This window comes from Arthrobacter sp. GmRoot5-12 (assembly GCF_059739365.1).
This window is the reverse complement of the sequence record NZ_AP046056.1, coordinates 4,084,677-4,097,609: the sequence shown is the minus strand read 5'-3', so window position 1 is coordinate 4,097,609 and position 12,933 is coordinate 4,084,677. Positions and strand designations below refer to the sequence as shown.

Below are 12,933 nucleotides of genomic sequence, written 5' to 3'. Positions count from 1 at the left end.
CCTGCCGTGACTCCAGAGGACCTGCTGCCGGACGGGCTCCTGGAACGCATCCGCGGCCGCGCCGCAGGATACGACCGGGACAACGCCTTCTTCCACGAGGACCTGCAGGAGCTTGCGGCTGCAGGGTACCTGAAGCTTTTCATTCCAGTGCCCGACGGCGGCGCGGGGCTTGGGCTCGAGGCGGCAGCGCAGTGCCAGCGCAGGCTGGCAACGGCGGCCCCTGCCACCGCGCTTGCCGTCAATATGCACCTGGTGTGGACCGGCGTCGCGCACGTCCTCGCAGCCCGCGGCGACCACTCCCTGGCCTTCGTGCTCGAGGAGGCGGCGCAGGGCGAGGTCTTCGCGTTCGGCAATTCGGAGGCCGGCAACGACTCAGTCCTCTTCGACTCACGGACCGCGGCCACACCTTATCCGGACGGAAGCTACTCGTTCACCGGGACCAAGATCTTCACCAGCCTCTCGCCGGCGTGGACCCGGCTGGGGATTTTCGGAAAGGACGCCGCAGCCCGGGACGGTTCCGGGGAACTCGTCCACGGGTTCATCAACCGTGAAGCGGCCGGCTACCGGATCAGGGACGACTGGGACACCCTGGGCATGCGCGCAAGCCAGTCCGCCACCACTGTCCTTGATGGTGCGACCGTTCCGCCGGACCGGATCTTCCGCAAGCTGCCCGTGGGTCCCAACGCCGACCCGCTGGTGTTCGCGATTTTCGCGTGCTTCGAAAGCCTCCTGGCCGCCGTCTACACCGGATTGGGCGAACGGGCGCTGCACGTGGGTGTAGAAACTGTAAAGCGCCGCACGTCTTTCAAGAACGGCGGACGCAGCTACGCGCAGGACCCTGACATCCGCTGGAAAGTTGCTGAGGCAGCCATGGCCATGGACAACCTCTACCCACAGCTCAGGGCTGTCACCGCCGACGTCGATGCCCTGGCCGACCACGGGAACCAGTGGTTCCCCAAACTGGTGGGTCTGAAAGTGAATGCCACCGAAACGGCGCGGCGCGTTGTGGACCTGGCCATCCGCGTCAGCGGGGGATCGAGCTACTTCAGGGGTTCGGAACTGGAACGGCTCTACCGCGACGTGCTTGCCGGCATGTTCCACCCCTCCGACGACGAGTCTGCCCACAACACGGTGGCCAACGCCTGGCTGGGCCCGCTGGAGGACTAAACGGTCCGCTGGATCACACGACTCCTAAACGGTCCGCTGGACCTGCATCACCCGGCGCCGCAGCCAAAAGCGCCTGCCGCCGCCCACGTACAGCTTGCTGCGTTCCAGTTCCCACTTGCCGTATTCGGAGTGTTCCACCAGGCGGCGGCGTGCCTCCGGCAGGGAATCATCAGGGCTGACGGTTAGCACGAGGTACTCGTACTGCCGCAAATAATCCCGTTCCCGCTGGACCGAGCTGGTGAGAAATTGTTCCTTCATTTGCTCTCCATTTTCGTCCTTTTCCGGCTAACGTGAAGTCATGAGCATCGATCCGCGTGTCGCGCTTTCGTCCCTGACCACCGCTTTGGAAGAACACCTTATAGCAGCATCGAACCGCCGCGGGGACGGTGACCCCTCCGTTGAGGCAGCTTTTTTCGCAGTGGCCGATGCCTTCGAAGTTTACGAGGACGCGCTGTACGAGGCCTACAACGAGGTCACCCCGTTGCAGGTCTTTGACGACGAGGACGAAGAGGACGAGGAAGCCGACGTGGACGAGGACGAGGACCTGGAAATCGTCGAGGAATAGCCGCGCCGGGGCAGGAACTCAGAAGGCGCCGGAGACATCCTCCAAAGCCCGCGCAATCTGCGGTGGCAGCGGTGCGGGCTGGACGTCCAGGAGTTCCTTCAACTGCACCGGCGTGCGGGCGCCGACAATGGCGGTGGCAACTCCCTGCTGTGACAGCAGCCATGACAGTGAGACGTCCTGGGGAGTCCGGCCCAGGCCGTTGGCCGCCATGCATACCGCATCCACGATGCGCGACGGCTTCTCCTCCAGGTAAGGCTCCACGTAGGCCGATTCGCTGGCCGACGCCCCGCGTGACCCGGCGGGGATGCCGCCGCGATACTTCCCGGTGAGGACGCCGCGGCCCAGCGGAGCCCACGCCATCAGCCCAAGCCCGGCATCCTCCGCGGCAGGGATCAGTTCCGCCTCCGCCGTCCGCTGAAGGAATGAATATTCCGCCTGGACGGCAACCAGGGGCACACTGCTGGTGGCTGCGGCCTTCGCAGCCTGCCAGCCCCTGAAGTTCGAAATTCCGGCGTACCGCGCCCGGCCGGTGCGTACCGCAAATTCCAGCGCAGCCAGCGTTTCATCGAGGGGAACGTTGCCGTCCCAGGCCTCAGCAAACCAGAGGTCCACATATTCCGTGCCCAACCTGGCCAGGCTCGCATCAAGTCCGGTGAGCATCGCATTGCGTGACGTGTCCACCGCGCGCCGCCCGTCCGGCGTCGTCATCCCTGCCTTGGTGGAGATGGAAATTTCGGTGCGGGACACCACATCACCCAGGAGTGAGCCAAGGATGGCCTCCGAGCCCCCGCCCGCATACGACGCCGATGTGTCCACGTGCCGGCCGCCCGCATCAAGGAAGGTACGCAGCAACTCGGACGCGTCCTGTTCGTCAGTTTCCCCACCCCAGGACCGGGTGCCCAGGGAGAGGGCGGAAACTCGCAATCCACTGTTGCCGACGTAACGCTGCTGCATAGCAGCAAGCTTACGGGCAGATGCACCACCGCCATGCCGTAGGGTCTTAGCGTGAACTGGTTTGAAGCGGCCCTGCTGGGCCTTGTGCAGGGACTGACCGAATTTCTACCTATTTCATCGAGCGCACACCTGCGGATCGTGGGGGAGTTCCTTCCCAACGCGGAGGACCCGGGGGCGGCCTTTACGGCCATCACCCAGCTCGGCACGGAGACCGCCGTGCTGATCTTCTTCTGGCGCGACATCGTCCGGATCGTCAAAGCCTGGGCCGGCTCCCTCACCGGCAAGGTGCCGCGGCAGGATCCCGACGTCCGCATGGGCTGGCTGGTGATCCTGGGCAGCCTGCCCATCATCGTGCTGGGCCTGCTCTTCCAGGACCAGATCGAATCGGTACTGCGCAGCATGTGGATCGTGGCCACCATGCTGATCGTCTTCGGGCTCTTCCTCGCCGTGGCCGACGCCGTGGGGGCCCAGAAACGGGACCTGGCGCACCTGACCTACAAGCACGGCATCCTCTATGGGCTGGCCCAGGCCCTGGCACTGATTCCCGGCGTCTCCCGCTCCGGAGGCACCATTACCGCGGGCCTGCTGATGGGCTACACGCGCGAAGCCGCCGCACGGTACTCCTTCCTGCTCGCCATCCCCGCGGTCTTCGGCAGCGGGTTGTACCAGCTCTACAAGGTGGTGACCAAGGAAGGCATCTCCGGCCCGTTCGGCCTGCCGGAAACTGCCCTTGCCACCGTGATCGCCCTGGTGGTGGGCTATGTCATCATCGGCTGGTTCCTGAAGTTCGTATCCACGCGCAGCTACCGGCTCTTTGTCTGGTACCGGATCTTCCTGGGGCTGGCCCTGTACCTCCTGCTCGGTTTCGGCGTCATCAGCGCCTAGGACTAGGCTTGGCTTGTGAAATCCTGGACTTCCCGCCCCGTTCCTGCCCTGCCCGGAAACATGCCCGTCATCCGGCTGTTCGATACCGCGGCAGGCCGCGAAGTGGCGCTGGAACCGGAAGCACGGCCGTCCATGTACGTCTGCGGCATCACTCCCTACGACGCAACCCACATGGGCCACGCCGCCAGTTATGTGGCCTTTGACCTGCTGAACCGCGCGTGGCGGGACGCCGGCAGCGAGGTCTCCTATGTGCAGAACGTCACGGACGTGGATGATCCCCTGCTGGAACGCGCCACTGCCACCGGAGTCGACTGGCAGGACCTCGCGGCGGAGCAGGTTGAACTTTTCCAGACGGACATGGAGGCGCTGAATGTCCTGGCGCCGGACCATTACGTTGGCGCCGTGGAGTCGATTGGCCTCATCGTCCCCGAGGTGGAGCGGCTGGTCAGCCTGGGGCTGGCCTACCAGGTTCCCGGCAGCAACGGGGAACCCGACGGGGATGTCTATTACGACGTCGAAGCGGCCGGCAAGCAGTCAACGGCACCTGATGCCTGGTCCCTGGGATGCATCTCCCACCTTGGCGAAAGCACCATGCTGGAGCTTTTTGCCGAACGCGGCGGAGACCCGGGCCGCGCCGGGAAGCGGCAGGCCCTTGATCCGCTGCTGTGGCGGGTGGAACGGCCCGGCGAGCCAAGCTGGCCCGGTGGAAGCCTGGGCGCGGGCAGGCCCGGCTGGCACATCGAATGTACAGTGATCGCCCAAAAATACCTGCCCTCGCCCTTCACGGTGCAGGGAGGCGGTTCGGACCTCATCTTCCCGCACCATGAGATGGGTGCCGGCCATGCATACTCGTTGGCCGGGGTACCGCTTGCCCGGCACTACGCACACGCCGGCATGGTGGGGCTCGACGGGGAGAAGATGAGCAAGTCCAAGGGCAACCTGGTGCTGGTCTCCAGGCTTCGCGCCGCCGGTGAAGACCCGGCAGCAATCCGCCTTGCCATCCTGGCCCACCACTACCGTTCCGACTGGTCCTGGACGAATGAAGGCTTCACCGCTGCCAAGGCAGACCTTGCAGCGTGGCGGAAGGCCCTCGACCACGCCCCGGAAGGTTCGGGCCGCGAACTGCTGGCCGACATGCGGGCGGCGCTGGCAGCGGACCTCAACGCGCCCGCCGCAGTCGCCGCAGTCTCGCGCTGGGCACGTTCAGCGAACGACGGCGGTGCTGCCGCCAGCCCCGCCGACAGCAGCCTGGTCAGGGACGCGGTGGACGCCCTTCTTGGCATCCGGCTCTAGGCTTCGGCTCCACGTCAGCAAACAGACAGGGGCCGGGCCGGGATTCCTCCCGGCCCGGCCCCTGTCCCTTTTAATGTCAGGGCCGGTCCTGGCCCCGCCGCTTCAGGTACCGCTCAAATTCGCGGGCAATGGACTCGCCGCTGGCCTCAGGAAGGTCGGCGGTGTCCTTGGCTTCCTCCAGCTGCCGGACGTAGGCAGCAATTTCCGGGTCCTCGGTGGCCAGCTCGTCGACGCCGCGCTCCCATGCGTCCGCCTCCTCCGCCAGCTCGTGGGTGTCCAGCGGCACCTGCAGCAGTTCCTCGATGCGGTGCAGCAGGGCAAGCTGGGCTTTGGGGGAGGGGGCCTGTGCCACGTAGTGCGGCACCGCGGCCCACAACGATACGGTGGGGAGCCCGGCCAGCAGTGCCACCTCGGACAGGACCCCCACGATCCCCACCGGGCCTTCGTACTGCGAGGCTTCCAGGTTCATGCGTTCCCGGAGCTGGGCGTCATCGGACGACGTGCTGACCGGAATGGGGCGGCTGTGCGGAACATCCGCCAGCAGTGCACCCACCAGCACCACGTAGTCCACTTTCAAAGCCTCTGCATGGACCAGCAACTCCGCGGTGTAAGCGCGCCATTTATAGGACGGCTCGGTTCCCTGCACAAAGATGACGTCCACGTTGGAGTTGGGCGCCGAGGCTTTGTAGATCCTGGTGGAAGGCCATTTGATCTTGCGTTCACCGGCAGAGTTCCTGCGGACCGTGGGGCGCGTGAACTGGAAGTCGTAGTACTCGTCCGCATCAATGGATGCGACTTTCTTGCCACCCCACAACTTGTTCAGGTACCGCAGCGAATCGCTGGCCGCCTCTCCGGCGTCGTTCCACCCTTCAAAGGCGGCAAGCATTACGGTTACGCGCTGTCCGTCAGCCACCGGCTGCAGGAACCGTTCCCGCTCGGGTCCGGCACCTTGTTCGGCGGTGTCTCCCTCGAAGCTATTCATTTCTTCACCCTACGTCCAAGGTGCGCACTCGTGCATGGAATGAAGCGCCGCAAATCGCCGCTAACCGGCGCAAAGGGCACCCCGCCTGCGTCATATTCGCCAAGGGCGTAGCCCACAGCCTCCGCCCAGCCACGCCCCGTAGACTGGCGTCATGCGATTTCCTGCCACCGGTTCCCCGCTCAAAGCTGTCCTATGGGACATGGACGGAACCATCGTGGACACCGAGCCATACTGGATTGCCGCGGAGCGTGCCCTGGTGGAGGCCCATGGCGGCACCTGGAGCCACGACCAGGCCATGCAACTGGTGGGCCAGTCACTGACGTTCTCCGCCGGCCTGCTCCAGCAGGCAGGCGTCGAGCTGGAAATCCGCGAGATCATCGACGCCCTGACCGCCCAGGTCATCAGCAGCGTCCAGCAGCAGGTGCCATGGCGCCCAGGCGCCCGGGAACTCCTCGAAGAACTGCACCTGGCAGGCGTGCGCTGCGCCCTGGTCACCATGTCCGAGGGGCCGCTGGCCCGCCAAGTGGTGGCCAGCCTTCCCCGCCCCTACTTTGAAGTCCTGGTCACGGGTGACACCGTGACCCAGGGCAAACCGCACCCCGAGGCCTACCTGACCGCCGTCGAACTGCTCCAGGAAAGCGATCCTGATCTCGGAATCCACCACTGCGTTGCCCTCGAGGATTCCGTACCGGGCGTGGCCGCGGCCGTAGCCTCCGGCGTCGCCACGGTGGCTGTCCCGCACATCGTTCCACTGCCCGACGACGGCAGCTACGCACTCTGGGACTCCCTGGCCGGCCGCGGCCTGGTGGAGCTTGAAGCCCTGCTCCCCGGGGCGCAGGCAACGGTGCCGGCCGCCACCGCCGCTGGTGACTCCCGTGGCTGATCCAGGCACTCAGCGGGACACCGAACCGGGCACCCCGCCGGGCACCACGGGACGACGCCGTGACGGCATCCCGCTGGGACGCATTGCCGGCGTTCCTGTCGTGCTTGCTTACTCCTGGTTTGTGATCGCGGCCTTCACCGTCATCGCGTACGGGCCCGTGTTGGCGCGGAACAACCCCATGCTGGGCATGAGCGCCTATCTCGTGGCCTTCGCCTACGCCGTCCTGCTCCTGCTCTCGGTGCTGGTCCATGAACTCGCGCACGCCCTCACGGCGAAAATCTACGGATGGCCCACCCAGAAGATCGTCCTCAACCTCTGGGGCGGGCACACCCAGTTCGAGAGCTTCACGTCTTCCCCCGGCCGGTCCGTCCTGGTGGCGTTGGCCGGACCGGCGGCCAATTTTGTCCTCGCCGGCGGAGCCTGGCTGGTCCTGGGCACCAACAGCCTGGGAAGTGTCGCCGAGATCCTGACGAACATCTTCATGTGGGCCAACTTCCTCATCGCCGTCTTCAATGTCCTGCCGGGCTTGCCGCTGGACGGTGGGCGCATTGTCGAATCCATCGTGTGGAAGGCCACCGGGAGCCAGGCGAAAGGAACCGTGGCAGCCGGCTGGGGTGGGCGCATCATCGTCCTGGCGATCGCTTACTGGTTCCTCCTTCGCCCCTACCTCGCCGGCGACCAGCCGGACTTCAGCCTCCTGATGATCACCATCCTGGTGGGCGGCTTCCTGTGGATGGGTGCCTCGGCTTCCATCCAGCAGGGCACGCTGCGGGCACGGCTGCCGCTGGTCAGCGCAGCGGGATTGTCGACGCCGGCCGTTGGGGTGCCTGCCTCGGGCACTGTCCGTGACGCCCTCCGCCTGGCGGCAGAAGGAACGAAGTCCGTGGTGGTGTGCGGACCGGACGGCCGGCCGCAGGGTGTGGTGGACCCCGGCGCATTGGCCTCGGTGCCCGACGCCGCAGCCGATTCGACGCCAGTCACCGCCATTTCGTTTCCCTTGGCTGCGGGAGCCTATGTTCCCGAGTGGTCCAAGGGGCAGGAGCTGATCCAGTTTCTTTCGCAGGTTGAGGGACGGCACTACGCAGTGGTGGACCACAATGGCAAAGTCACCGGGCTGCTCACCCAGGACGTTGTCCTCGCGGCCATCACAGGGAGGCGCCAGCGCACCGATAGGCACCCGCAGGGCCAGAACCGGTAGAGTTACCTGCCGGTCGTGCATTGCCGCCGCCAGGGGCCACAATATCCGTGGGCACTTTGGCCGCGGCACAAAAGGTTTACAGGAGCGAGGAACATCATGAGCAGCGAAACTGCCGTCAACGACGCCACCGGAGCAGCGCAAGCCGGTGCTGCCGCCAGCGGCTCGCAGCCGGTGGGAGCCGCCCGTCGCCGCGGCCCCTTCAGGGAAGGCGAGCGTGTCCAGCTCACCGACGAACGTGGCCGCATGAATACCATCACGCTTGAACGCGGTGGCGCCTTCCATACGCACCGGGGCTTCCTGAACCACGATGAGATCATCGGCAAGGTGGACGGCTCCGTTGTGGTGAACAACGTCGGCCAGCAGTACCAGACCCTGCGCCCGCTGCTGTCCGACTTCGTGCTGTCCATGCCGCGCGGCGCCGCCGTGGTCTATCCCAAGGACGCCGGCCAGATCGTGACCATGGCGGATATCTTCCCCGGGGCCCGCGTGGTGGAGGCCGGCGTCGGCTCCGGTGCCTTGTCCATCTCCCTGCTCCGCGCCGTGGGGGACAACGGCTACCTGCACTCCTTCGAGCGGCGTGAAGAGTTTGCGGACATCGCCCGGGGAAACGTGGAGACCATCTTCGGCGGCCCGCATCCTGCATGGCAGATCTCGCTCGGCGACTTCCAGGAGGAAGTGGTCAAGGCTGAAGAGCCCGGCTCCGTGGACCGCGTGGTCCTGGACATGCTGGCGCCCTGGGAATGCCTCGACGCCGTCGCCACCGTGCTTGCGCCCGGCGGCGTCTGGATCAACTACGTAGCCACGGTCACCCAGCTCTCCCGTACGGCCGAGGCGATCCGCGCCGACGGCCGCTTCACTGAACCTGACGCCTGGGAATCGCTGGTCCGCGGCTGGCACCTTGAGGGTCTCGCGGTCCGGCCGGACCACCGGATGGTGGCCCACACCGGGTTCCTGCTGGTCACCCGCCGGCTCGCCGACGGTGTGACGGGCATCTCGGTCAAGCGGCGGCCGTCCAAGACCGAATTCAACGAAGAGGATGTCAATGCCTGGACTCCCGGTGCTGTAGGGGAGCGGGCGGTGTCAGACAAGAAGCTGCGGCGGGCAGCCCGGGACGCCATCGCCGGAACGAATGTGGTGGACACGCCCGAGGTTACGAACTAGTCCACATTTCGGGAGTCTCCATCCCTACCCGGCATCTTGGGACTAATGTCTTAAGAGAAGCGCAGGAAGGGGCTGATACATCATGGAGACACCAAACCAGGACTCCGGACGTACACCGGCAGAGCAGTCTGCCGCCAACGACCTCTCGGTTGCTGACCGCCAGGTCAACATACTTCGGGACAAGCTCAGGCACATCGACCGCCAGTTGGCAGCGGCAACGCAGAACAACACCAAGCTGGTCAGCATGCTTGAGACGGCCAAGGCGGAGATTCTCCGGCTGAAAAACGCCCTTGACCAGGAAGGACAGCCGCCGTACAGCTTCGGCACCATCCTCCAGATCAACCCAAAGCGGCAGCCTTCCCCCGGCAACAGCGGACAGGCTGCCACGGAGGAATCGGTGGACATCTTCAACGCCGGCCGGAAGATGCGGGTGGGCATCAGCCCCCTGGTAAACATCAACCAGCTGGCGGTAGGCCAGGAGGTGCTGCTCAACGAAGCCCTCCTGATCGTTGCAGGGCTCGGCTATGAGCGCGCCGGCGAGCTGGCCACTCTGAAGGAGATGCTGGGACGGGACCGGGCCCTGGTGGTGGGCCGGGCCGATGAAGAACGCGTGGTCCGGCTCTCCGGCGCGCTGCAGGCCGAGAAGCTCAGGGTGGGCGACGCCCTCTCCGTGGATTCGCGGACCGGCTACGCACTCGAGAAGGTGCCGCGCTCCGAGGTGGAGAACCTGGTCCTGGAAGAAGTTCCGGACATCACCTACGAGGACATCGGCGGCCTTGGCCCCCAGATCGAGCAGATCAGGGACGCGGTGGAACTGCCGTTCCTGCACCCCGACCTCTACCGGGAGCACGGCCTGAAGGCGCCCAAGGGCATCCTGCTGTACGGGCCTCCGGGCTGCGGCAAGACCCTCATCGCCAAGGCTGTCGCCAACTCCCTCGCTGCCCGCGCCGCCGAGCGGTCCGGGAACGTGGACCTGAAGAGCTACTTCCTGAACATCAAGGGCCCTGAACTCCTCGACAAGTACGTGGGCGAAACGGAGCGGCACATCCGGCTGATCTTCTCCCGCGCCCGGGAAAAGGCATCGGACGGCAGCCCCGTAGTGGTCTTCTTCGACGAAATGGATTCCTTGTTCCGCACCCGCGGCACCGGAATCTCGTCCGACGTCGAAACCACCATCGTGCCCCAGCTCCTCAGTGAGATCGACGGCGTGGAACGCCTCGACAACGTCATCGTCATCGGCGCATCCAACCGTGAGGACATGATCGACCCCGCCATCCTCCGGCCCGGCCGGCTGGACGTCAAAGTCAAGATCCAGCGTCCCGATGCCGAAGCCGCCGCGGACATCTTCAACAAATACATCACGCCGGACCTGCCGTTCCACGAATCGGACCTCGCAGAGCACAACGGCGACGTCCAGGCCACGGTTGACGCCATGGTCCAGCGCACGGTCGAAGCCATGTACTCCACCGATAAGTCCAACGAGTTCCTGGAGGTCACCTATGCCAACGGTGACACCGAGATGCTCTACTTCAAGGATTTCAACTCGGGCGCCGTGGTGCAGAACGTGGTGGACCGGGCCAAGAAGTACGCCATCAAGGACCTGCTGACCACGCACCAGAAGGGCCTCCGGATCGAGCACCTGCTGCGCGCTGTGGTGGACGAGTTCCGCGAACACGAGGACATGCCCAACACCACCAACCCCGACGACTGGGCACGCATCTCCGGCAAAAAGGGCGAACGGATCACCTACATCCGCACCATCGTCCAGGGCAAGGCCGGCCAGGAACCGGGCAAGTCCATCGAGACGATGCCGACCACGGGACAGTATCTATGACGGGTGCGAAGGGACCCGCTGCCGGGGAAGCGCTCCCCGTCGGCGGGGCCATGCGGGTCATGGGGGCGGAAACCGAATACGGCATCCACGCCCCCTCCGCACCCTCGGCCAACGCCACCATGATGAGCGCGCGGGTGGTGCAGGCCTATGCCCAGGTCACCAGGCAGCGGGCGGCCGGCGGGGCCGAGACCCGCTGGGACTATACCGACGAAGAGCCGCTGCACGATGCCCGGGGTTGGACCGTGGACCGGGGAGCTGCACACCCCACCCAGCTGACCGACCAGCCACCAGTGCTTGACGCGGAGGCGGTGGCCCTGGCCTACGGGCGCGAGGAACTCGAACTGGACGGCCAGGACGAGTCGGGGACGCTGCTCATGAACATGGTCCTGGGCAATGGGGCCCGGCTGTACGTTGACCACGCCCATCCGGAGTATTCAAGCCCCGAGGTCACCAACCCACGGGACGCTGTGGCCTGGGACGCTGCCGGCGACCTTGTGGGGCTGGCGGCCGTGCGCCGGCTGGCGGCGGACCCGGCGCTCCCGCCGGTCAACCTTTACAAGAACAACACGGACAACAAGTCCGTGTCCTACGGTTCGCACGAGAACTACCTCATGCCCCGTTCGGTCCCTTTTGGCGACATTGTCCGCGGGCTCACGCCATTCTTCATCAGCCGGCAGGTGGTCTGCGGGGCCGGGCGGCTCGGGATAGGACAGGACAGTTCAACCCCGGGCTTCCAGGTCAGCCAGCGGGCCGACTTCTTCGAAGCCGAGGTCGGCCTGGAAACCACCATCCGCCGGCCCATCATCAACACCCGCGACGAGCCCCATTCCACCGCCGACAAGTACCGGCGCCTGCACGTCATCATCGGTGACGCCAATCTCAGCCAGGTGTCCAACTACCTGAAGTTCGGCACCACGGCCATGGTCCTGAGCCTCATTGAGGCAGGGCTCGCCCCCAAAATCGAAGTCTACGAGCCGGTGGCAGCGCTCAAAACGGTGAGTCACGATACCTCGCTGACAGCAAAGCTGCGCCTGTTGGACGGACGGCGGGTCACGGCGCTGGACCTTCAGTGGATGTACCACGAAGCCGCAGCCAAACTCGCCCAGGACACCGGCGTCGGTGACGCCGTGGACGGTGACGGGCACACACACGAGGTCCTGGAACGGTGGGCTGCCGTTCTCACCCAACTGGACAGTGACAGGGCCGCGGCTGCCAGTTCCGTGGAGTGGCTGGCGAAACTTACCCTGCTTGATGGGTATCGCCAGCGTGATGGACTGGAGTGGAGCGATGCCCGGCTTGGCCTGGTGGATCTCCAGTGGTCCGATATCAGGCCGGAGAAAGGCCTCTACTACCGCCTGTTGTCCAGGAACCGGATGCAGCGCGTGGTGGACGATGCTGCCATCTCCGCTGCCGTGGCCGAGCCCCCCGCCGACACCCGGGCCTTCTTCCGCGGAAAGTGCATCAGCAGCTTCGGCAAGGATGTGGTGGGGGCAAGCTGGGACTCGGTCATCTTCGACGTGCCCGGTTACGGACGGCTTCAGCGGGTGCCTACCAGGGAACCACTGAGGGGAACCAAAGCCCTGACCGGAGCGTTGTTTGAGCGCTACCGGGAAGCGGGACCGTTCCTCGGCGAACTGCTGGGACACAACAGTACTCCGCCTGCGGCGTAAACCGCGCCGGAACGCCCGTCCCGTGGCAGGATGGGCATATCGGAGGATCCGCCGGATCCACCGGAGGAAAAAGGAGGGAATCCAATGGCAGGCCAGGAGCAGCAGCAGCCGCAGTCACGCGACAGCCAGGTCGAAGACGACATCCCCGAGGCACCCCCGGCACCGCCCGAGGCGCAGGCTTCGGCGTCGACCGAAGGCGTGGACGACCTGCTCGACGAAATCGACGGCGTCCTGGAATCCAACGCCGAAGAGTTCGTCCGGGCATTCGTGCAAAAGGGCGGCCAGTAACCCGGACCCGGAAGGTGGCGGAAGCCGCGGACGGCCGGAATCTGTACCGACGT

13 protein-coding genes are annotated in these 12,933 nt (G+C 65.7%); 10 read left to right on the top strand and 3 right to left on the bottom strand.

Annotated elements, in window-relative coordinates; all coding sequences use genetic code 11:
- Positions 1 to 6: 6 nt before the first annotated feature.
- Positions 7 to 1,167 carry an acyl-CoA dehydrogenase family protein gene (locus AC6JAM_RS19025; RefSeq protein ID WP_497935551.1) on the top strand — a complete coding sequence of 387 codons (1,161 nt, stop codon included), beginning with the start codon at positions 7 to 9 and terminating at the stop codon, positions 1,165 to 1,167.
- Positions 1,168 to 1,191: 24 nt separating this feature from the next.
- Here the strand turns inward: AC6JAM_RS19025 and AC6JAM_RS19020 are convergent, their stop codons facing one another.
- Complete coding sequence (locus tag AC6JAM_RS19020) at positions 1,192 to 1,425, bottom strand: DUF5703 family protein (RefSeq protein WP_018771130.1); 234 nt, start codon at positions 1,423 to 1,425, stop codon at positions 1,192 to 1,194.
- 40 nt (positions 1,426 to 1,465) lie between these two features.
- Here AC6JAM_RS19020 and AC6JAM_RS19015 point away from each other — a divergent pair, with 40 nt between their 5' ends.
- On the top strand, positions 1,466 to 1,732 hold the full coding sequence (locus tag AC6JAM_RS19015) for a hypothetical protein (protein ID WP_018771129.1): 267 nt from the start codon (positions 1,466 to 1,468) through the stop codon (positions 1,730 to 1,732).
- 18 nt (positions 1,733 to 1,750) lie between these two features.
- Here AC6JAM_RS19015 and AC6JAM_RS19010 read toward each other — a convergent pair whose 3' ends face one another.
- The gene (locus tag AC6JAM_RS19010; protein WP_497935550.1) at positions 1,751 to 2,686 is read right to left on the bottom strand and encodes an aldo/keto reductase; all 936 of its coding nucleotides are present in this window, start codon (positions 2,684 to 2,686) and stop codon (positions 1,751 to 1,753) included.
- Between the two features lie 51 nt (positions 2,687 to 2,737).
- Between AC6JAM_RS19010 and AC6JAM_RS19005 the strand changes: the two genes are divergently transcribed.
- Together AC6JAM_RS19005 and mshC are read left to right on the top strand one after the other, a co-directional pair.
- Positions 2,738 to 3,571, top strand: a complete 834-nt coding sequence (locus AC6JAM_RS19005; protein ID WP_018771127.1) for an undecaprenyl-diphosphate phosphatase — start codon at positions 2,738 to 2,740, stop codon at positions 3,569 to 3,571.
- 15 nt (positions 3,572 to 3,586) lie between these two features.
- A complete protein-coding gene (mshC, locus tag AC6JAM_RS19000; RefSeq protein ID WP_056390347.1) occupies positions 3,587 to 4,864 on the top strand; it encodes a cysteine--1-D-myo-inosityl 2-amino-2-deoxy-alpha-D-glucopyranoside ligase in 1,278 nt (425 codons plus the stop codon).
- 76 nt (positions 4,865 to 4,940) lie between these two features.
- On the opposite strand, the gene AC6JAM_RS18995 is transcribed toward mshC, so the two are convergent.
- The gene (locus AC6JAM_RS18995) at positions 4,941 to 5,846 is read right to left on the bottom strand and encodes a PAC2 family protein (protein ID WP_018771125.1); all 906 of its coding nucleotides are present in this window, start codon (positions 5,844 to 5,846) and stop codon (positions 4,941 to 4,943) included.
- Positions 5,847 to 5,997: 151 nt separating this feature from the next.
- Here AC6JAM_RS18995 and AC6JAM_RS18990 point away from each other — a divergent pair, with 151 nt between their 5' ends.
- The 6 genes from AC6JAM_RS18990 to AC6JAM_RS18965 all read left to right on the top strand — a co-directional run bounded on the left by AC6JAM_RS18990 (position 5,998) and on the right by AC6JAM_RS18965 (position 12,880).
- On the top strand, positions 5,998 to 6,729 hold the full coding sequence (locus AC6JAM_RS18990) for an HAD family hydrolase (protein WP_026266054.1): 732 nt from the start codon (positions 5,998 to 6,000) through the stop codon (positions 6,727 to 6,729).
- On the top strand, positions 6,722 to 7,927 hold the full coding sequence (locus AC6JAM_RS18985; RefSeq protein WP_018771123.1) for a site-2 protease family protein: 1,206 nt from the start codon (positions 6,722 to 6,724) through the stop codon (positions 7,925 to 7,927). The genes AC6JAM_RS18990 and AC6JAM_RS18985 overlap by 8 nt, the downstream gene beginning before the upstream one ends.
- 96 nt (positions 7,928 to 8,023) lie before the next feature.
- Positions 8,024 to 9,088: a tRNA (adenine-N1)-methyltransferase gene (locus AC6JAM_RS18980; RefSeq protein ID WP_018771122.1), complete on the top strand. Its 1,065-nt coding sequence runs from the start codon at positions 8,024 to 8,026 to the stop codon at positions 9,086 to 9,088.
- 82 nt (positions 9,089 to 9,170) lie between these two features.
- Positions 9,171 to 10,922: a proteasome ATPase gene (gene arc / locus AC6JAM_RS18975; protein ID WP_018771121.1), complete on the top strand. Its 1,752-nt coding sequence runs from the start codon at positions 9,171 to 9,173 to the stop codon at positions 10,920 to 10,922.
- On the top strand, positions 10,919 to 12,592 hold the full coding sequence (gene dop / locus AC6JAM_RS18970; protein ID WP_018771120.1) for a depupylase/deamidase Dop: 1,674 nt from the start codon (positions 10,919 to 10,921) through the stop codon (positions 12,590 to 12,592). The genes arc and dop overlap by 4 nt, the downstream gene beginning before the upstream one ends.
- Before the next feature lie 84 nt (positions 12,593 to 12,676).
- A complete protein-coding gene (locus AC6JAM_RS18965; protein WP_018761343.1) occupies positions 12,677 to 12,880 on the top strand; it encodes a ubiquitin-like protein Pup in 204 nt (67 codons plus the stop codon).
- Positions 12,881 to 12,933: the final 53 nt, after the last annotated feature.

Excerpts from the sequence above, each read along its gene's own strand:
- AC6JAM_RS19020 (WP_018771130.1), bottom strand. The coding sequence starts at position 1,425 with ATGAAGGAACAATTTCTCACCAGCTCGGTCCAGCGGGAACGGGATTAT.
- AC6JAM_RS19015 (WP_018771129.1), top strand. The coding sequence starts at position 1,466 with ATGAGCATCGATCCGCGTGTCGCGCTTTCGTCCCTGACCACCGCTTTG.
- AC6JAM_RS19010 (WP_497935550.1), bottom strand. The coding sequence starts at position 2,686 with ATGCAGCAGCGTTACGTCGGCAACAGTGGATTGCGAGTTTCCGCCCTC.
- AC6JAM_RS18995 (WP_018771125.1), bottom strand. The coding sequence starts at position 5,846 with ATGAATAGCTTCGAGGGAGACACCGCCGAACAAGGTGCCGGACCCGAG.
- AC6JAM_RS18990 (WP_026266054.1), top strand. The coding sequence starts at position 5,998 with ATGCGATTTCCTGCCACCGGTTCCCCGCTCAAAGCTGTCCTATGGGAC.
- AC6JAM_RS18980 (WP_018771122.1), top strand. The coding sequence starts at position 8,024 with ATGAGCAGCGAAACTGCCGTCAACGACGCCACCGGAGCAGCGCAAGCC.
- arc (WP_018771121.1), top strand. The coding sequence starts at position 9,171 with ATGGAGACACCAAACCAGGACTCCGGACGTACACCGGCAGAGCAGTCT.
- dop (WP_018771120.1), top strand. The coding sequence starts at position 10,919 with ATGACGGGTGCGAAGGGACCCGCTGCCGGGGAAGCGCTCCCCGTCGGC.
- AC6JAM_RS18965 (WP_018761343.1), top strand. The coding sequence starts at position 12,677 with ATGGCAGGCCAGGAGCAGCAGCAGCCGCAGTCACGCGACAGCCAGGTC.